Annotated in this window: 20 protein-coding genes; 9 read left to right on the forward strand and 11 right to left on the reverse strand. The window is 66.6% G+C overall.

What is annotated here, in order from left to right; genetic code table 11:
- The 3 genes from ACU6WZ_RS13020 to ACU6WZ_RS13030 all read right to left on the reverse strand — a co-directional run bounded on the left by ACU6WZ_RS13020 (position 1) and on the right by ACU6WZ_RS13030 (position 2,878).
- On the reverse strand, positions 1 to 954 hold the full coding sequence (locus ACU6WZ_RS13020; RefSeq protein ID WP_447033486.1) for an iron-containing redox enzyme family protein: 954 nt from the start codon (positions 952 to 954) through the stop codon (positions 1 to 3).
- Positions 955 to 1,163: 209 nt separating this feature from the next.
- Complete coding sequence (locus ACU6WZ_RS13025) at positions 1,164 to 1,904, reverse strand: 2OG-Fe dioxygenase family protein (RefSeq protein ID WP_447033488.1); 741 nt, start codon at positions 1,902 to 1,904, stop codon at positions 1,164 to 1,166.
- A 2-nt stretch (positions 1,905 to 1,906) separates the two neighbouring features.
- Entirely contained in the window at positions 1,907 to 2,878 is a 972-nt protein-coding gene (locus ACU6WZ_RS13030; RefSeq protein WP_447033490.1) for an EamA family transporter, read from the reverse strand.
- Positions 2,879 to 3,583: 705 nt separating this feature from the next.
- Here ACU6WZ_RS13030 and ACU6WZ_RS13035 point away from each other — a divergent pair.
- The 4 genes from ACU6WZ_RS13035 (at position 3,584) to ACU6WZ_RS13050 (ending at position 7,073) form a co-directional block, all read left to right on the forward strand.
- Complete coding sequence (locus tag ACU6WZ_RS13035; protein WP_447033491.1) at positions 3,584 to 4,846, forward strand: argininosuccinate synthase-related protein; 1,263 nt, start codon at positions 3,584 to 3,586, stop codon at positions 4,844 to 4,846.
- 156 nt (positions 4,847 to 5,002) lie between these two features.
- Entirely contained in the window at positions 5,003 to 6,004 is a 1,002-nt protein-coding gene (locus ACU6WZ_RS13040) for a DMT family transporter (protein ID WP_447033493.1), read from the forward strand.
- 57 nt (positions 6,005 to 6,061) lie between these two features.
- A complete protein-coding gene (locus ACU6WZ_RS13045; RefSeq protein ID WP_447033494.1) occupies positions 6,062 to 6,388 on the forward strand; it encodes a transposase in 327 nt (108 codons plus the stop codon).
- Positions 6,389 to 6,428: 40 nt separating this feature from the next.
- Complete coding sequence (locus tag ACU6WZ_RS13050) at positions 6,429 to 7,073, forward strand: IS3 family transposase (protein ID WP_447034013.1); 645 nt, start codon at positions 6,429 to 6,431, stop codon at positions 7,071 to 7,073.
- Here ACU6WZ_RS13050 and ACU6WZ_RS13055 read toward each other — a convergent pair.
- Positions 6,970 to 8,364 (reverse strand): IS30 family transposase, encoded by a 1,395-nt coding sequence (locus tag ACU6WZ_RS13055; RefSeq protein ID WP_447029501.1) that lies wholly within the window; start codon positions 8,362 to 8,364, stop codon positions 6,970 to 6,972. The genes ACU6WZ_RS13050 and ACU6WZ_RS13055 overlap by 104 nt on opposite strands.
- A gap of 23 nt (positions 8,365 to 8,387) precedes the next feature.
- On the opposite strand from ACU6WZ_RS13055, the gene ACU6WZ_RS13060 reads away from it, so the two are divergent.
- Entirely contained in the window at positions 8,388 to 8,720 is a 333-nt protein-coding gene (locus ACU6WZ_RS13060; RefSeq protein WP_447033496.1) for an integrase core domain-containing protein, read from the forward strand.
- 628 nt (positions 8,721 to 9,348) lie between these two features.
- Here ACU6WZ_RS13060 and ACU6WZ_RS13065 read toward each other — a convergent pair.
- From ACU6WZ_RS13065 to ACU6WZ_RS13085, 5 genes are all read right to left on the reverse strand, one after another.
- Positions 9,349 to 9,543 (reverse strand): hypothetical protein, encoded by a 195-nt coding sequence (locus ACU6WZ_RS13065; protein WP_447033497.1) that lies wholly within the window; start codon positions 9,541 to 9,543, stop codon positions 9,349 to 9,351.
- Entirely contained in the window at positions 9,543 to 9,704 is a 162-nt protein-coding gene (locus tag ACU6WZ_RS13070; protein WP_447033499.1) for a hypothetical protein, read from the reverse strand. Before ACU6WZ_RS13070 ends, ACU6WZ_RS13065 begins: the two co-directional genes overlap by 1 nt.
- 126 nt (positions 9,705 to 9,830) lie before the next feature.
- Complete coding sequence (locus ACU6WZ_RS13075) at positions 9,831 to 10,235, reverse strand: type II toxin-antitoxin system VapC family toxin (protein WP_447033500.1); 405 nt, start codon at positions 10,233 to 10,235, stop codon at positions 9,831 to 9,833.
- A complete protein-coding gene (locus ACU6WZ_RS13080; protein ID WP_447033502.1) occupies positions 10,232 to 10,510 on the reverse strand; it encodes a type II toxin-antitoxin system Phd/YefM family antitoxin in 279 nt (92 codons plus the stop codon). The genes ACU6WZ_RS13075 and ACU6WZ_RS13080 overlap by 4 nt, the downstream gene beginning before the upstream one ends.
- 675 nt (positions 10,511 to 11,185) lie before the next feature.
- Entirely contained in the window at positions 11,186 to 11,680 is a 495-nt protein-coding gene (locus ACU6WZ_RS13085; protein WP_447033503.1) for a lamin tail domain-containing protein, read from the reverse strand.
- 50 nt (positions 11,681 to 11,730) lie between these two features.
- Between ACU6WZ_RS13085 and ACU6WZ_RS13090 the strand changes: the two genes are divergently transcribed.
- Positions 11,731 to 12,516, forward strand: coding sequence for a helix-turn-helix transcriptional regulator (locus ACU6WZ_RS13090; RefSeq protein WP_447033505.1), 786 nt, complete (start codon positions 11,731 to 11,733; stop codon positions 12,514 to 12,516).
- Positions 12,517 to 12,597: 81 nt separating this feature from the next.
- The gene (locus ACU6WZ_RS13095; RefSeq protein WP_447033507.1) at positions 12,598 to 12,933 is read left to right on the forward strand and encodes a YnfA family protein; all 336 of its coding nucleotides are present in this window, start codon (positions 12,598 to 12,600) and stop codon (positions 12,931 to 12,933) included.
- Positions 12,934 to 13,101: 168 nt separating this feature from the next.
- Here the strand turns inward: ACU6WZ_RS13095 and ACU6WZ_RS13100 are convergent, their stop codons facing one another.
- Entirely contained in the window at positions 13,102 to 13,764 is a 663-nt protein-coding gene (locus ACU6WZ_RS13100) for a DUF305 domain-containing protein (protein ID WP_447033508.1), read from the reverse strand.
- Positions 13,765 to 13,853: 89 nt separating this feature from the next.
- The gene (locus ACU6WZ_RS13105) at positions 13,854 to 14,291 is read right to left on the reverse strand and encodes a DUF6153 family protein (protein ID WP_447033510.1); all 438 of its coding nucleotides are present in this window, start codon (positions 14,289 to 14,291) and stop codon (positions 13,854 to 13,856) included.
- 118 nt (positions 14,292 to 14,409) lie between these two features.
- Between ACU6WZ_RS13105 and ACU6WZ_RS13110 the strand changes: the two genes are divergently transcribed.
- A complete protein-coding gene (locus ACU6WZ_RS13110; RefSeq protein WP_447033512.1) occupies positions 14,410 to 14,946 on the forward strand; it encodes a DUF4396 domain-containing protein in 537 nt (178 codons plus the stop codon).
- Positions 14,947 to 15,057: 111 nt separating this feature from the next.
- Entirely contained in the window at positions 15,058 to 16,581 is a 1,524-nt protein-coding gene (locus ACU6WZ_RS13115; protein WP_447033513.1) for an APC family permease, read from the forward strand.
- Position 16,582: the final 1 nt, after the last annotated feature.

Consider the following 16,582-nt stretch of genomic DNA (forward strand, 5'->3'; position numbering starts at 1 on the left):
TTAGCGCACACCCTTCATCTGCTGCCAGATGCGGCTGTAGTAGGCGTCGGCGACCCGGATGCGGGTGACCACACCGATGCTGATCTCGCGGAGCAGTTCCGGGGATCGCTCGACGAGCGGCACGAACACGCCGTCGAACCATTCGGCTCCGTGATCGGCGTCGACGTGGATGCGCTGGTACTCGATGACGTCCTCGGGAACGCCGAGGCGGGCGCAGGCGTCGACCATCGCCTGGAAGCGCGGTGAGGCGCTCTGCTCCAGTACGCCCATCGCGCCGAGTGCGCGCGGCACGAGGTGGCGGTGGATTCCGTACATCAACAGCAGGCAGGCGTTCTCGTACACCTCGGTGGAGTGCAGTTCGGCCAGATCGATGGAATGGTCGGCGAGCTGCTTGCGCATGTACTGAGCGGAGTGCTCGAACAGGCGCGTATGCATCTGCTCGAGCTTCCCCTCGCCCATCTCGTCCCAGTAGTTCTCAGCGATGGTGAGCTTGGTGCCGCCCGCGGTGCCGATCTGCACCATTGCCATCAGATCGTCGAACTTGCTGTCGACCAGTTCTTCCGCCATGAAGAACAGAGCGATCTCGTTGAGTGTGGCGTCCTCGGCGAGGTAGCGGCAGAAATCGGGCTGGACATGGCGCTCGGCTATGTCCAGGAACCAGGTGCGGAACTCCGCCCCGGTGGACGGTAGTTGCGACTCGTCGACCTGCGCGTCCTCCCAACGGCGCCACGCCTCCTCAACCGCGACGAGCTGCGGGTCAGCGTTCAGCCGCGGCACGTCCTGGAAGGTCTCCGGACCGCCCATGTAGGCCAGGTAGTAGCTGTGCAGTCGACGCAACAGTGCGAAACGCGTCTCAAGATCAGGCGCTTGGCTCCCGAGCGGAAAGGCGGCCGCGATATCGGCCTCCGTGATGCTCCGGCCACCTGCCAGGCTCTCCAACGTCTGCGTGGACATAGGTCCTCCTCGATCATCATTCCAGGTCAACGCCATGTACCGGCGTCCTGCCGGGGCGTCTACATGATCACTTTCGCCCGGCGTGACGTCGCAGCCAACGAACGTTCGAAGAGACCGGCAGCTCAGGTGCGGCTTGTCCGGATGCCTGCGATTCGCCCCGGCTTGATCCGGGGTGCGGGTTCGCAGGATTCGGCTTTGCCGAAACGAAGTCAGGGGCGCCGGCTCAGTACTGCGATGAAGGTGTCGCGGTAGCCCTCGGTCTCACCAGGGAGCGGCACCACGGGCGTAACGCCGTGCAGCGTCCGCTCGTCATCGTTGAAGAGGAAACCGCCTGGCGGCGCCATCTCCACGCTGACGATCCGCTTGCCGTGCCGCCCGTCTGGCTGAGCCTCGTACAGTGAACTCACGCCGCCTGTGATGCGCTTACGGTCGATCACCACGGTGAACACGTAGTCCACACCGTCGCGGTGCACACCCTCGGGGGTGGGCTTGCCCACCGCGCCCGACCGGGCAAGTATCCGGTTCTGGAAGACCTGGGCGAACCAGGTCTGCGATCCCCGGCCCTCTGTCTCGTCCAGCTGTCGTGCGCACCAGGAGAGCAGCGCATAGGTAACAGAGCCGTGAGCCACCTGGTCGGAGAAGGGTTCGAAGAGCCGCTCAACGCCGCCGTTGAGGCGGTTGATTTCCTTTGCCTGCGAGTATGCCCGGTGTGGCCGTAGCCGGACGGCGTCGGCCGTGCAGTCGAACTCGGAGTAGCGGCGCAGGCGGTAGTCGCCCCCATCCGCCATGAACGGGTCTCTCGCCAAGTCCTCCCAGGACGCGGTGAACGCGTCCCACTCGGAGGTGCCGGTCATAGGCGTATCCAGTACGTCGTCGATGTCTCCGGCGGCGTAGCCGACATCACGAAGTCCCTTGACGACTGCGAGCGTGCGTTCGGTGCGAACGGTCATGATTATCCCTTCGGGGCCGGCTGCGTCAGCGGCGCCGGCTGTGTCAGCGGTGGGTGTTCCGACTGTTGTTCTTGCTGTTCCTGTTGCGGTGAGTTGCGGAAAATGAGCCGCCCTACGGCGCGGACCGCGTCCTGGCGTACAACGGCGATGACGCCGAGCAGGATGAGCGCGCCACCCACGGCTTCGGCGAGCGTCGGGACCTCGTCCTGTACCAGCCAGGCGACGGCAACACCGACGACGGGGACCAGCAGTGAGAGAGATCCGACGGACGCGGCCGGGTTCGACTTCAGCAGGGATGCCCAGATACCGAAGGCGACGATTGTGGACAGCACCACGGTGAAAACCAGGGCGCCGACGCCCTGCCAGGTGAGGTGTGTGAGCGCGTCGACGTCGCGTGCGGGGCCCTCGAAGACCAGAGACAGCAGTACCAACGGGACTGGAGCGGCCAACGCCGACCAAATGGTGAGGCGGAACCCGCTGTCGGGCTGGGCAATGCGGGTGGTGACGTTCGCGGCAGCCCAGCAGGCACCGGCGGCGACGACGATGAGCAGGGCGCCGACCGGCGACGAGCCGGAGCCGAACGCGATGACCGCGAGACCGGCCACGCCCACCATTACCCCGGACGTCGCGATCCGGCTTGGCTTCTCGCGCAGCATCAGGAAGGCGAAGAGCACGGTGAACCCGGCCTGCGCCTGGAGGATGAGCGAGGCCAAACCGGGCGGTACGCCGAGATTCATTCCGACGAAAAGCAGCCCGAACTGACCCGCTCCCTGAAGCAGCCCCACCAGGGCCACCAGCTTCCACGGGGCGCCGGGCCGGCCGATGAACAACACGGCGGGGAAGGCGACGAAGGTGAAGCGCAGCGCGGCGAAAAGCAGCGGCGGAAAGGAGTCGAGCCCCGTATCGATCACTACGAAATTTGCGCCCCAGATGACCACGACGAGCAATCCGAGAAGCGTATGGCGTCGGGACATTTTTCGTTCCTCTCTTCCGACGGCACCAACAGTTTCGGAGCAACCCAGTGGCAGCCCTAGGACTGTTCGGGAATTCCGCACGCCGGATGTCGCGCTGCAGGGGCGGACCGGACGCACACCGGATGCGCCGGGCACCTGCCGGTCGGCGCCGGACGAACGTAGAAGCGGCATCTCGCCTGCGGTGGCTGCGGTTGACGATCCAGCACGGGCACGCCCGGCAGACGCCACCTGCTGATGGCCCGCGACTTCGAGGACGGTGGCCCCGCCGCTGCGGACCACATGGCGGGCCAGGCGTGTCGCAGGCGCAGGGCCGCAGGCGTTGTCAGGCAGCCGCCGTAGAGCGGGAGTTCAGCCAGAGCTGTGGAGTTCCACCTGTGATCATCTTCACGTAGCGTTGGGCTATGAGGGTGGTTACTCTCTAGGACCTCAAGCGAGTGTCCCCTTTTGAGGTGCTCGTTGTGGTGAATCCTCTTACTGGAGTCGCGGCAGCGGGGAACACATCGTCCCTTCAGGGTGCCGTCGGGGCTTATTGCATCTGTCCGTAGTGACGTAGTCCCCTACTGCCTGCGTACATCCAGAATAGTGATTCCCATCGAAGAGCCGCACATGGGCGGCCATGTAGCCTTTCACCGTATCGAGCGTTCGACTTCGCAGACGACGAATTGCTTCTGCACAGCTTTACCCCGCTGACTCCCTCTGCCTCCAATGGCCGAGGCCATCGGGACGTCCTTATATCGCCATGTTCACCAGTACCGAGAACTGACAAGGGAAACCATCTTGAAGCAAGGACAGATCATCCGGTCTTTCGGGCAGCTCACGCCCGGTTTCCTGCGCAAGGATCAGCCTATCGTTACCCTGTTCAGCGGTGGTTTGGACAGCACTTACCTGCTACTCCGGTTGAAAGACTCAGGGTTTCAGAATATTCACGCGGTGAGTGTTGACCTTGGCGAAGACGAGAGCAGCTCACACAAGCAACACATCGCGGATGAACTTGGCGTACGCCTGCACGTCGTCGACGGTCGGCAGGAGTTCATAGAGGAATTCGTTCGCCCTGCGATCAAAGCCCAAGCGGTCTACCTCGACACACACCCAGTCAGTTCCACATTGAGTCGCCCTCTCATTGCCCGCCTCGCCGTGGGGCTGGCGGAAGAGCTCGGGGCTGTGGCCATCCTGCATACTGCGAACCGGTCACAGAATACCCTGCGGCGGTTGAATGGAGCCCTCGCTCTGCTTGGGTTCTCCGGACGGTACGGAAGCCCTTACGACCTCGACCCGGTAGACCGGGACCAGAAGATCCAAGAACTCAAGTCCGTGGGCCTGGACCAAATGAGCGAGCGTATCGTCAGCGGTGATTCGAACCTCTGGTGCCGTGAGTTCGAATCTGGACTCCTCGACGATCCCGAGGACCACGCGGTGCCTGAGCACATGTATCAGTGGAGTGCCAAACGCTCGGACGCGTCCGAAGAGACTCTCGAAGTGCACTTCCGCGAGGGCGTACCTGTCAGTCTGGACGGGGTTGAAATGCCACTGATCGAACTCATCGCCGAGCTGAATGCCCGCGTCGGTGCGTATGGGATCGGCCGCTACAGCGGCCTGGAACACCTCGACAACGGCGAGAAAGTTCTGGAGATCAGAGAGATGCCGGCAGCTTGGCTGCTGCTGCGCACCTACCGGCACTTGGAGACCGCCACCCTGGACTCTGAGACGATGCGCGAGAAGATGCATCTGGAACAACTTTGGGTACGCGAATCACTGGAGGGCCGCTGGTTCGGCCAGTTGCACGAGGCGATCCAATCCTTCATTGACGTCTGTGCTGTGCGGGTGACTGGATTCGTGCGCTGGCGACTGACTCCTGGTGTGGCCGAGACTCGGTCGATCACAGCCGATGAGCCGAACTATCTCCGCGACCGAGAAGCCTGGGAGAAGTTCTCTATTCACCTCGAGACCGCCCCGTATCAGGTCGCCTAGTCGGCGTTGCCTGGCTAGCCGGGGTCTGGTTGCAATCGGCGATCAGACGCCAAGGCGGCGTTCCCCTTATCTCGCCAAAGCTCCCTGATACAGGAACAGTTTGTTCCGCTAATTCTCACTTCAGGAGCATGGTGTAACTCATGAAAGAGAACGACCATGCTCGCAAACCGATCTCCGATCCAGCTGGTAGACGTACTTCTACTGATGGTGGCAGCCGTGTGGGGCTCCACCTATCTGGCCGCGAAGGAGCTCGTTACTCCCGGCACAGTGCTAGCGATTCTGGCACTCCGGTTCACGGTCACGGCGGGGGCAATGCTGCCCGTCTGTCTCCGCAGACTGCGGGCCGCCAGGCGTGAGGAAGTAGCCACGGGAATGCTCCTCGGCCTCATCCTGGCGGTAATCCTCCTCTTCGAGACATTCGGCATCGCTCACACCAGTGCAACGAACGCTGGGCTCATCATCAGCCTCACCATTGTGATGACCCCAATCTTGGACAGCGCCGTAGGTAGATCCTGGCTCCCGCCACAGTTCTTCATCGCCGCTACTGTGGCCGTCGTTGGCGTCGGTCTACTGGCTTCCGGAACCGGCTTCCGCCCCCCGACGGCTGGAGACTGGCTGGTCTTGGCTGCTGCAGCAGTACGTGCCGTTCATGTCACGGTGATGCACCGTATGTCCGCTGAGAAGAAGTACGACTCGCTCAACCTCACCTACGTACAGATGGCGACAGCGGCAGCGCTGTTCTGTTCTGCCAGCCCGTTCGTCGGGGAGTCTGCATGGAGCGTGGCCTCCAGGCTGGGCCCCGATCTTTGGGTGGTCCTTCTGTACCTAGCGCTGATCGGTACGGTCTTCGCATTTTTTGTCCAGATGTGGGCAGTGCGGACAACCTCCCCTTCCCGCGTCAGTTTGCTGCTGGGTACCGAACCCATTTGGGCGCTCCTCGTCGGGGTCCTTCTGGGCGGAGACCGCCTGGGAGTTTATGGCGTCGTGGGTGCGTCCCTGGTCCTCCTGGGGGTCGGATGGGGCCAGCGCATCGAACGGAAGCACAGGGAGGCAAAGGACACTTGCCGCCGCCAGCGGACCCGACACACCAGTGAGCCGGCCGTGACCGCTCAGAACGGCACGTCCGATAGCGACGGGCACGTCACCATCCAGAGGTGACCCGCTGACCCGGATTGAATCGCCCGGGTTTGATGGAGACATCGAAGACCCGGAAGGATGCCGATCACGGCTGCTCCCCGTAAGTACCCCGACGAACTGCGAGAGCGCGCGACGCGTCTGGCGGTCGAGGCCCGTAAGGACCCGGTCGGCCGGGCCGGCGCGATCAAACGCATCGCTGACCAGCTCGACGTGCACCCAGAGGCCCTGCGGGGGTGGGTCAAGCGGGCCGAGACCGACGAAGGCATCGTGCCCGGGACCACCAGCGCCGAGGCCGCCTGGATCGCGGAGCTGGAACGGGAGGTGAAGGAACTGCGGCGGGCGAACGCAATATTGAAGTCCGCCTCGGCTTTCTTCGCCGCGGAGCTGGACCGTCCACTGCGATGAAGGTCGCCTACATCACGTCCTCGCCGAGACGGACGCGCCGATCGCGCCGAGCACCTACTACGCCGCCCACAACCGCCCACCGTCGGCCCGCAGCCGGCGCGACGAGGAGCTCACCGAGGAGATACGCCGCATCCATACCGACAACTACGGCGTCTACGGAGCCCGCAAGGTCTATGCCGCCCTGCTGCGTGAGGGCTTCACGGTGGCCCGATGCACGGTCGAACGCCTCATGCGCCAGGCCGGGCTGCGCGGGGTGATCCGGGCCAAGAGCCCACGCACCACCCGCCCCGCACCCGAGACCGACCGGCCCGCCGACCTGGTCGAGCGGCGGTTCACCGCGACCGCGCCGAACCAGCTGTGGGTGGCCGACATCACCTACATCCGCACCTTCTCCGGCTGGGTCTACGCCGGCTTCGTCATCGACGTCTTCTCCCGCATGGTCGTCGGCTGGCAGGTCGCCACCTCCCTCTATACCGACCTCGCCCTCGACGCGCTGGAGATGGCGATCTGGCGCCGCCGGCACACCGGAACCGACCTCAGCGGCCTCACGCATCACTCGGACCGCGGCGTGCAACTTGGGTTCAAGGAGTCGTCGCAACACTTCCGCTTTGTGTCGATAGTAGGTGACTGTCGAGAGTCTCGGCTGGGGTCCTCCAGCCAAGGGTCTTGCGAGGTCTGCTGTTAAGGGCGGCGGCGACGGCGGCGAGGTCTTCGCGGGTGTGCCTGCTGAGGTCGGTGCCCTTCGGGAAGTACTGCCGTAGCAGGCCGTTGGTATTCTCATTGGTTCCGCGCTGCCAGGGGCTGTGCGGGTCGGCGAAGTAGATCTCCAGACCTGTGTCGATGCGGAGCAGGGCGTGCTGCGCCAGTTCCGAACCCTGGTCCCAGGTAAGGGACTTGCGGAGCTGGGAGGGAAGGTCGACGATCACTTCCGCGAGGGCTGCACGTACGGCCTCGGCTCCGTGACCGGCAAGCGCGGGGCCGTTCTTGGTCCGTGGGCCGCCGTGGCCGGGCATCGGCGGCAGGTGCAACAGCATCGTGAACCTGCTGCTGCGTTCCACCAGGGTGCCGATCGCGGAGCTGTTCAGGCCGATGATGAGGTCGCCCTCCCAGTGACCGGGGACCGCCCGGTCCTCCACCTCAGCCGGCCGCTGACTGATCAGCACCTCCTCGGTGACGAATTTCTTCCCCCGGCCAGCGGTGCGGGCCCGGGGCACTCGTAGGGCTCGGCCGGTACGCAGGCAGGCGACGAGTTCACGCTTCAGCCCGCCGCGGCCCTGGACGTAGAGCGCCTGGTAGACCGCCTCGTGCGAGATACGCATGGACTCATCATCGGGGAAGTCGACCCTCAGCCGGTTGGATATCTGCTGTGGGCTCCACGATGTGGCCCAACGGCGGTCCTGACGCCTCGGCTTGTTCCGTCCCTTCCACCGCGATACCGCGGGCCCCGGCGCAGGTGCACCGTCCTGGTAGCGGATCTCTCCGGCCAGGCGGTCCTGGACGTACTCGTGCAGCCGCTCGTTGCCGGCCAGCTTGGACAGTTTCGGCCGCTGCGCGGCCAGTTCGGCCTTCCACTGCGCGATCGACGCCCGGTAGGCGAGCTGTCCATTGCGGGTGGCGGCGTTGCGCCGCAGTTCCCGCGAAATCGTCGAAGGGGTCCTGCCCAGCCTGCGGGCGATCTCCCGGACCCCGGCGTCCTGAGCCTTCAGCAGAGCGATCTCTTCACGCTCTTCGAAGGAGAGATACCTGCCCGACACCGGGCCAATCTGGATCGACGGCATCCCGCCACGTTCCCGGAACCACCGAGTTCCCACGGGCCCCGACACGCCGCACGCGATCGCCGCATCCTCACTGGTCAGCCCCTCAGCAATCTTCTTCCAGAAGACACGCTCCACATCCCGACGAATCGGCGGTCTGCCCGGCGATCGCATCGCCGGGCGCCCTGTTACCGCCGTCGTCCACCCAGTCGGCCGTCCCATCGGACACCTCCACGATCAAGGTGTTGCGACGACCGGTTGAATCCGCCCAATACCGGGCCATCCGCTACACCGAGCGCCTCGACGAGGCGGCCGCCGTCGCCTCGGTCGGTTCCAAGGGCGATTCGTACGACAACGCTCTCGCCGAGGCATTCAACAGCCTGTTCAAGGCCGAGCTGATCCGCAACAAGGGCCCATGGACCGGCATCAACGACGTCGAGATCGCCGTCGCCGAGTACGTCGACTGGTTCAACCAGCGACGCCTGCACGGCGAACTCGGCCACATCACCCCCGCCGAACACGAAGCCGCCCACTACCTCGCGGCCGAACCTCCTGCGTCACTCCAGAAAACCAGCTAACTCACTCTCCACGAAACCCGGGGCTTGACACTTCGACAACCGCGACCTCGCCCGCCTCATCACCCACCGCTCCCAGCTTCCCGGCGCGGACGACACCACCCCCTTGCTCGCCGTCACCCGCAGCGGCTGCACCGCCGACGGCGTCCACACCCTCACGCCCGAGGACCTCCATGACGCCTGGTCCTGATTCTGTGACCGGCCGTGCCACTACGTGCCAGTCGGAGCGGTAGGCAGCGGTCAGCAACGGCGCCCAGCGGGGGGCCGAGGATTCCGCGCATGGTCGTTTTTTTCGCAGGCCAGACCGGGGGAGATGATGCCCTCCTCTCTTGTGACCTCCCCATTAGCGCCGGGTCTCGGTCTCAACGCTGGGTAAGGCCATGAGCTTGGTGTTCCCTGCCCTGGGACGTCACCAGGAGTCTCTTCCCGCGGAGTGATCGAGACATGGCACCAGCCCGCTCCCTGGGACGCGTCTGCGCCGAAGGGGCAGACGCAGTAGCTGGTGGCGTTCGGGGCCATTGGAACTCCGGCCTTTCAGCGGGGCGGGGCAGGGACCGCCCGACCGTAGAGTTCATCGAGGCCGATGAGCAGGACACGGTCGTCGCTGCGTGCCGCTTCGGTGCGCAACGCATCACTGAAGCCTGCGGTCGGTCACCACGCCGCCGCCGACCTGACCCAAGGCGGAACTGAGCAGGGACCGCCCCGGCCCGAGAACGTACTCCCGGCACATCGCCTCGAAGTGCGGCCCGGCGACCTGGGCTGCGCAGCGCTCCGCCGGCTGTGCCCATACGTCCGAGGCCTGGCCGGCCCTCCAGGCGGGCCGCATCACGGCCTCGAGAAATTGATCAGTGGCTCAGTGATGCGGTACTGCGACTTCCCGGCCCTGAAGATGTCGATTTCCCGCACCAGCAGGTGGCTCTCCTCCAGCACGTTGAGGGGGTGCGAGATGTCCACCGACTTGCGGGCCGATGTACCCCGCGATCCCACGTGGGCCCGACACCGTGGTGCCGGCCACCGTGCGCAGCCCGGCCGAGCAGGGGAGCCGAGGAGTGTGCCGAGCAGGGGAGCCGAGCAAGCCGATGTGGGAGAGGCGGCTGCACTTCGCCACCCTGCTCACACGGGGATGATCTCGACGCCCTGTTCCAGCCCTTTGAAGTCATCAGCATTACGCGTGTAGAGCGGGAGGCCCTGGGCGACAGCTGTGGCGGCGATCATCAGGTCCATTCGGCGGGGACGTGGATCGCGTTTCGCCTTGATGGTGAGGGCGACCAGCGTGCCGAATCTGCGGGCAGCCTCCCGCTCGAAGGGGATGGCCGCGAAGTCCGCTTCGACGTCCGCCAGACGCTGCGCTCGCGCCATCATCTCCACCGGGTCCTTCGTCATCGCCACGCCCTGGGCCAGCTCCGCCAGGACGATTGAGGACACAGCCGCCTCCACCGGCAGCAGGTCTGGATCGATCACCTGCAGATCGATAACGACACACGTGTCGAGCAGTCCACGTGACAGCCTGCCGGTCACGCGTGGTCCCACGGATTGTCATCGTCACCGACACGGTCCTCTGTGCCGAAGTACTCGTCGGCCTCCGCTCGCATCCGAGCAGCGTCGGCGCCAGGCGCATGGCGCCATTTCCGCTGGAGTTCCTCCACGGGAACGAAGCGGCGCCGGGAGGTGAGCGGGCGCACCTCGGCGATCTCAGTGCCGTTACGAGTGACGTGGTAGGTCTCACCCGCTTCGACATCGTCGAGCACAGCCTTGGAGCGCGCGGCAAGCTCCCGCTGGGTGATGGTCTTCATGAAGCCAGCGTATCGCAGTGCAATACGCTGCGCTACGCACCCGCTGTGACCATCGCTCAGGCACCTCAGGGCGTCCAGCGGTTCGGCGTGGCGGATCGAAGACCGACACGGCCGGCACTGAGAGCGGAGACGGACCGCTCCGGTTTCGGCTTCGGTCTCGTTCATCGGGATCCGGGTGACCAGCACAGAGGCCCGTCTCCCCTTGCCCCGCCATCGGTACGGCAAGGAGCGATCTGGCCTCTTGTTCATCTCGAGGGGGAGCCGACGGGCGACCGCGCTGAGCAGCGATTGAGGCAGGCCGAGCGGTCGCAGAGCAAGGCATGCGGCCGTGCGCCACCGCCCCGAGCGACCTCATCCCGCCGTGCACCAGGCGCGTGCCCCCAGCCCTTCAGGGCGGCGAACAGGGGGCACCAAGGGTACAGACCGGGAGAGAGCCAAAGTGAAGGAGGCGCCGTCCCGCCTCTGCCTACGAGCGGCGCCATAGCCGGCTTGAGGTCCACCGGGGCCGGTAGTCCGGCCTTTCCGCGTGCCGGTCGAACATGAAGAGCACCAGCCGCTCCGAAGAAGAAGGCCTGGGCCAGAAACATGAATCCCCGACCTGGGCCGTTGTGTTGTCCGGACCTACCGGACGGGTCACCGCCTCCGCTCAGGAGGCGGGGACCACGCGCTGCCAGCTCAGCTGTGGTAGCCGATGTAGCCGTTGCCGTCGGGGTCGGATCCGCTCTTGGTGTAGGAATGGACGTCCGAGCGGCTGCCGGAGGGCTTGTACAGGTAGATCGTGTCGCGGTCGTTGTTCCAGATGAAGTTGCAGTTGTCGCGGTAGACCACGTTGTACTTGTCGGAATCGCTGCCGTGGCCACCGCGGAGCCTCACGTAGTCCCCGGGCTGGAGGTAGTGGGTCGCGGTGAAGGTGAAGCGGTTGCCCGTGGCGTCCTTGACGGCGTAGCCCTTGAGGTTGATGGTCGCCGAGGACGAGTAGTTCTTCAGCGTCAGGTACTCCTCGTCGGTGTTGCCGTAGGAGCAGCTGTTGGAGTCGCTGCCGGGCGCGTCGTACTGGACTCCACGGACCTTCAACGCCGAGCTGTACTCGACGGCTTGAGCCGGGGCGGCGGCGAGGAGGGCCAGCGTGCCGGCAGCGATGGCCGCGGCTATGACAGGACGCTTACGCAAGATTGAGCTCCTTCATCGTGTGACGAAACAGTGTTGCGTGTGAAGGACTCATGAACGGCCGCAATGGTTGCAAGGTGAAGAGCAGTTGGTCACTCCCCGACTGCGAGCGGCCGCCGAGGGGTGACTGTGCCGCCTGGCCGGTGGAGCCGGCCGGGCGGCGGGGCGTTCGCGTCATCAGTGGCGCGGGCGTCATCAGCGCCACCCTCTCCTCCGCCGTGCTCTCCTGCCAGGAGGAACTCCTCACCGCCCAGCCGGGCGGCGGCCGCCCGCGGGACCTCCTGGAGAAGGCCCTCGCCAGCGACCTGGCAGCCCTCGGGCGCGGTGTGCGTCAGCGCACGATCTACCAGCACACCGTCCGTTCCCACAGCCCGACGCTGTCCTACGTGGAGCAGGTATGCGAGGCCGGGGCGGAAGTGCGCACCCTGGACGAGGTGTTCGACCGCCTCATCGTGTGCGACCGGAAGATCGCCTTCGTACCCGATCCCGGCGAGGAACGGCGCCAGGTCGCCGTGGCCATCGAGCACCCCGGGCTGATCCGCTACCTCGTCGGTCTCTTCGACCACTCCTGGGAACGCGCCCACCCCCTGCCGCACAACCCGGGCGAGCACCGGCCGCCCCTGCTCACGGATGAGACCCGCCGCGCGATCCTGCAGCTCATGGTGAACGGCTACACCGACGAGAGCATCGCGGGACGCCTCGGCATGAGCACCCGGACCGTCGCCAGCCATGTGCGCAAGGCCTCGGAGCTCCTGGGCAGTCGCAGCCGCGCCCAGCTCGCCTACCTCATCGCCAGGACCGGCATCCTCGACGACGACCTCCCCGAACCGCCGCTCTGAGCCCCCGGCGGCGGCCGTCGACGCGGGGTGCGAACGCCCGCTGAGGGGCATCCGCGCGGGCAGCCCGTAAGGTCGGGCGGCATGGTTGTCGCTCGTTCCGTTGCGCTGTTCGTCGTGGCCGCCCTCTTCGAGATCGGCGGCGCCTGGCTGGTCTGGCAGGGCATCCGCGAGCACAGGGGCTGGATCTGGATCGGCACCGGCGTCATCGCCCTCGGCCTCTACGGAGTCGTCGCCACTCTCCAGTCCGACGACAACTTCGGCCGCATCCTGGCCGCCTACGGTGGCGTCTTCGTCGCCGGATCGATCGCCTGGGGCATGGTCGCCGACGGCTACCGCCCCGACCGTTACGACGTCATCGGTGCTCTGGTCTGCCTGGCGGGCATGGCCGTGATCATGTACGCGCCTCGCGGGAACTGATCCACCGGTCATTCTGACCAGCCCCCACCCGCAGGCAGGGCAGAACCGGGCCGGCTCAGGGTGAGTGGTGGTGCGGGTGCCGGCCCGGTCGCTGTTGTCAGCGGACAGTTGTCAGTCGCCAGTTGTCAGTCGCCAGTGGCCAGTGGCCAGTGGCCCAGTCGCGTGGGGTCAGTTCTTCTTCAGCAACCCGTTCATCTGCTCGATCTCGGACGTCTGCCCCCTGACGATCGCGTCGGCAAGCGTCTTGGCCGGGGCGTATTCGCCCTTGCTCTTCTCGGCCTTGGCCATCTCGACCGCGCCCTCATGGTGCTCGACCATCAGGGCGAGGAACATCGTGTCGAACGCCGGGCCGGACTCCTGCTTGAGCTTGCCCATGTCGCCCGCGCTCATCATGCCGGGCGTACCGCCGTGCTCGGAGTGGTCCACGTCCCCGGCCATGTCCTCGGGGACCTTCTCGCCCCACGCCGTGAGCCAGCCGGACATCGTCTCGATCTCAGGGGCCTGCGCAGTCTTGATCTGGGCGGCCAGCTTCTTGACCTCGGCCGAGGACGCCCGGTCGGGTGCCAGGCCGGCCATTTCGACGGCCTGCCGGTGGTGCGGGATCATCCCCTGCGCGAAGGCGGTGTCCGCGGCGTTGTGCGCGGCGTTGCGCGCGCCGGTCGGAGCCGACTGGGAGCTGGAATCCTTCGCGCCCGGGTCGTTGTCGCCGCCGCATGCGGAGAGGACGAGAGCGGCGGTGGCGGTGGCGGCCACGAGGGCCGCGCGGCGGATCGGTGAACGGTTCGTTCGGTTCGTTCGGTTCGTTCGGTTCGTTCGGTTCGACGTCGTCATGACGGAACTCCTGGAGATCGCGGATGAGTGTACGTACGCCCGCACGCGGCACCGGCCCGTAGTGGGCATGCGGTACCGCTGGGCGTGTTCTAGATCCGCAGGATTTGGAGTTCCGCCAGGGTCGGCGGCGCGCGGGCGCCGTCGGGTGTTCCGTACCCCGCGGCGAGCAGCGGCTCGGCGGCGGCGGCCAGGCAGCCAGGTACGGGCGTCAGCGCCGGCAGCGCGGGGCCGGCCCCCACGGCGCCTGACGCGCAGGTCGCGTCGGCGTGCGCGGCCCCGTCGTGACAGCCACCGCCGCCACCGTCCCGCCGGTCGTGATCACAGTCGTCCGGTACGGAGACCCTCTCCCCCGGCGCGGTGCCGTGCGCCGTAGCGGCGCCGATCGCCGCGGTGTGATGCCCCGACGGCTGCGGGTCGCCCGGCGCCAGGCCGTGCATGCCGAGCAGACCGACCAGCAGACCGAGGACGAGCAGCGCACGCACCCGCAGCACCGGCTGCGACTGCGGGGCGTACTCGACGGTGGTCACCAGCCCATCGTAGGCACGCCGCACCGCGCGCCCACCGGTCCCGCTGAGCGATTCCACCCTTGCAGCATACCCCTGGGGGGTATACCGTGCAGAACAGGGACGCGAAAAGGAGACAGCCATGGATCACCACGCCCACCACACGAAACCCGACCACACGAAACCCGACCACACGGAGCCCGACCACACCAAGCACGACCACACCGGCCACCCCACCTCCGGAGCCTCCTCCTGGCGCACGGCGGCCCAGGCGACGCTGCACTGCCTGACGGGATGCGCCATCGGCGAAGTCCTGGGCATGGCCATCGGCACCGCCGTAGGCCTGTCCGACGGCGCCACCATCGCCCTGGCCGTCGCCCTGGCCTTCGTCTTCGGATACGCGCTGACCATGCGCGGCGTACTCAGGGCAGACGTCCCCCTGCGCCAGGCACTGAAGGTCGCGCTCGCCGCCGACACGCTCTCCATCACCGTCATGGAAATCGTGGACAACGGCGTCATGCTCACCGTGCCCGGAGCCATGGACGCGGGTCTCGGCAGCTTCCTGTTCTGGGGCGCGCTCGCCTTCGCGCTGGCCGTCGCATTCGTCCTGACCGTGCCGGTCAACCGGTGGCTCATCGCCCGGGGCAAGGGCCACGCGGTCGTCCACGCCTACCACTGACCGATTCGCGCCCCGCCCCGCCTCGCGATGCGCACGCACCCGGGACGCGAGACCGTTGCTGTGTACGTACGGGCAGCAGTAACGGCAGCAGCACGGCAGAAGCGAGGGAGCATGGCCGACGACGACCCGGGCGCCACGCCACCACGCGCGAATCCCAGCGGCGAGAGCCCGCCCGCCGAGCTGAAGCACAACGCGATCGGGTTCGTCGACGCGCTCGTCATCGGGCTCAACTCCACCTCCCCGGCCTATTCACTGGCCGCCGCCATCGGCCCGATCGTGGCCCTCGTCGGCATCTACGCTCCCGGCGTGATGATCGCGTCCTTCGTACCGATGCTGCTCATCGCTTCGGCGTTCTACTACCTCAACAAGGTCGACCAGGACTGCGGCACGACGTTCTCCTGGGTGACGCGGGCGATGGGCCCGTGGGCCGGCTGGCTGGGCGGCTGGGCCATCACCATGACCGGGGTTCTGGTCATCGGCTCGCTGGCGGACGTCGCCGTACGCTTCGGCCTGCCCGCCATCGGCCTCGACAGCTGGGCCGACAGCGAGGTCGTACGCCAGTCCCTGACCGTGCTGCTCATCCTTGTGATGACCGCCGTGTGCGTCATCGGCACCGAAGCGTCCGCGCACGTGCAGAACGTCCTCATCCTGCTGCAGGTCGCCTTCCTGACCGTCTTCGCGGTCGTGGCGCTCTACCGCGTGTACGCCGGGACCGGCACCCTCGACCCCATCGAGCCGTCACTCCACTGGCTCAACCCGTTCGGGGCGGGCGGGGCGGCCCTGACGGGGAGCCTGCTGCTCGGGGTGTTCATCTACTGGGGCTGGGAGTCGGCGGTCAACCTCACCGAGGAGGTGAAGGACTCCGCCACCGCCCCCGGAAAAGCCGGCATCTGGTCGACCGTCGTCCTGCTGGTCACCTACCTTTCGGTCGGCTTCGCGGTGGTGGCCTACGCCGGGACGACGTTCCTCGCCGAGAACGCGGGCGAGGAGGAGGCCGTCTTCGCCGTGCTGGCCGAGGAGGTCATGGGCAGCTGGGACTGGGTCGTCCTGCTCGCCGTCTCCACCTCCGCGATCGCGTCGACGCAGACGACGATCATCCCGGCGTCCCGTACCGCACTGTCCATGGCCCGCCGGCGCGCGCTGCCCGAGCAGTTCGCCCACATCCACCCGCGGTTCCGGACACCGCAGGTGAGCACGTGGTGGGTCGCCGGCATCGCGATCGGCTGGTACGTCGTCGTCAACCAGATCAGCGAGAACGCGCTGTTCGACTCGCTCACCGCCCTGTCGCTGCTCATCGCGTTCTACTACGCCCTCACCGGCCTCGCCTGCGCCGTCTACTACCGCCGCCACCTGACCGCGAGCATCGGCAGCTTCGTCCTCATCGGCGTCGGCCCGCTCGTCGGCTCCGCGCTGCTGGTGTGGCTGCTGGTGGAGTCGATCACCGACATGGCCGACCCGGAGAACTCGTACAGCGGCGTCTCCTGGTTCGGGCTGGGCCCGCCGCTGGTCATCGCCATCGCCATCGCGGTGACGGGCCTGGTCATCATGTTCGTATGGCGCCTGGTGTCGCCTCCCTTCTGGTCGGAGCGGCCCACGGTGGTGGACCCCGCACTCGTCCGCGGCAAGGAGTCCTGAG

It is taken from the genome of Streptomyces hypolithicus (assembly GCF_052934925.1).

Bases quoted from the DNA above. Each gene is read 5' to 3' on its own strand.
- ACU6WZ_RS13020 (WP_447033486.1), bottom strand. From the start codon at position 954: ATGTCCACGCAGACGTTGGAGAGCCTGGCAGGTGGCCGGAGCATCACG.
- ACU6WZ_RS13025 (WP_447033488.1), bottom strand. From the start codon at position 1,904: ATGACCGTTCGCACCGAACGCACGCTCGCAGTCGTCAAGGGACTTCGT.
- ACU6WZ_RS13030 (WP_447033490.1), bottom strand. From the start codon at position 2,878: ATGTCCCGACGCCATACGCTTCTCGGATTGCTCGTCGTGGTCATCTGG.
- ACU6WZ_RS13035 (WP_447033491.1), top strand. From the start codon at position 3,584: ATGGCCGAGGCCATCGGGACGTCCTTATATCGCCATGTTCACCAGTAC.
- ACU6WZ_RS13040 (WP_447033493.1), top strand. From the start codon at position 5,003: ATGCTCGCAAACCGATCTCCGATCCAGCTGGTAGACGTACTTCTACTG.
- ACU6WZ_RS13045 (WP_447033494.1), top strand. From the start codon at position 6,062: ATGCCGATCACGGCTGCTCCCCGTAAGTACCCCGACGAACTGCGAGAG.
- ACU6WZ_RS13055 (WP_447029501.1), bottom strand. From the start codon at position 8,364: ATGGGACGGCCGACTGGGTGGACGACGGCGGTAACAGGGCGCCCGGCG.
- ACU6WZ_RS13065 (WP_447033497.1), bottom strand. From the start codon at position 9,543: ATGCGGCCCGCCTGGAGGGCCGGCCAGGCCTCGGACGTATGGGCACAG.
- ACU6WZ_RS13080 (WP_447033502.1), bottom strand. From the start codon at position 10,510: ATGAAGACCATCACCCAGCGGGAGCTTGCCGCGCGCTCCAAGGCTGTG.
- ACU6WZ_RS13090 (WP_447033505.1), top strand. From the start codon at position 11,731: ATGAACGGCCGCAATGGTTGCAAGGTGAAGAGCAGTTGGTCACTCCCC.
- ACU6WZ_RS13095 (WP_447033507.1), top strand. From the start codon at position 12,598: ATGGTTGTCGCTCGTTCCGTTGCGCTGTTCGTCGTGGCCGCCCTCTTC.
- ACU6WZ_RS13100 (WP_447033508.1), bottom strand. From the start codon at position 13,764: ATGACGACGTCGAACCGAACGAACCGAACGAACCGAACGAACCGAACG.
- ACU6WZ_RS13110 (WP_447033512.1), top strand. From the start codon at position 14,410: ATGGATCACCACGCCCACCACACGAAACCCGACCACACGAAACCCGAC.
- ACU6WZ_RS13115 (WP_447033513.1), top strand. From the start codon at position 15,058: ATGGCCGACGACGACCCGGGCGCCACGCCACCACGCGCGAATCCCAGC.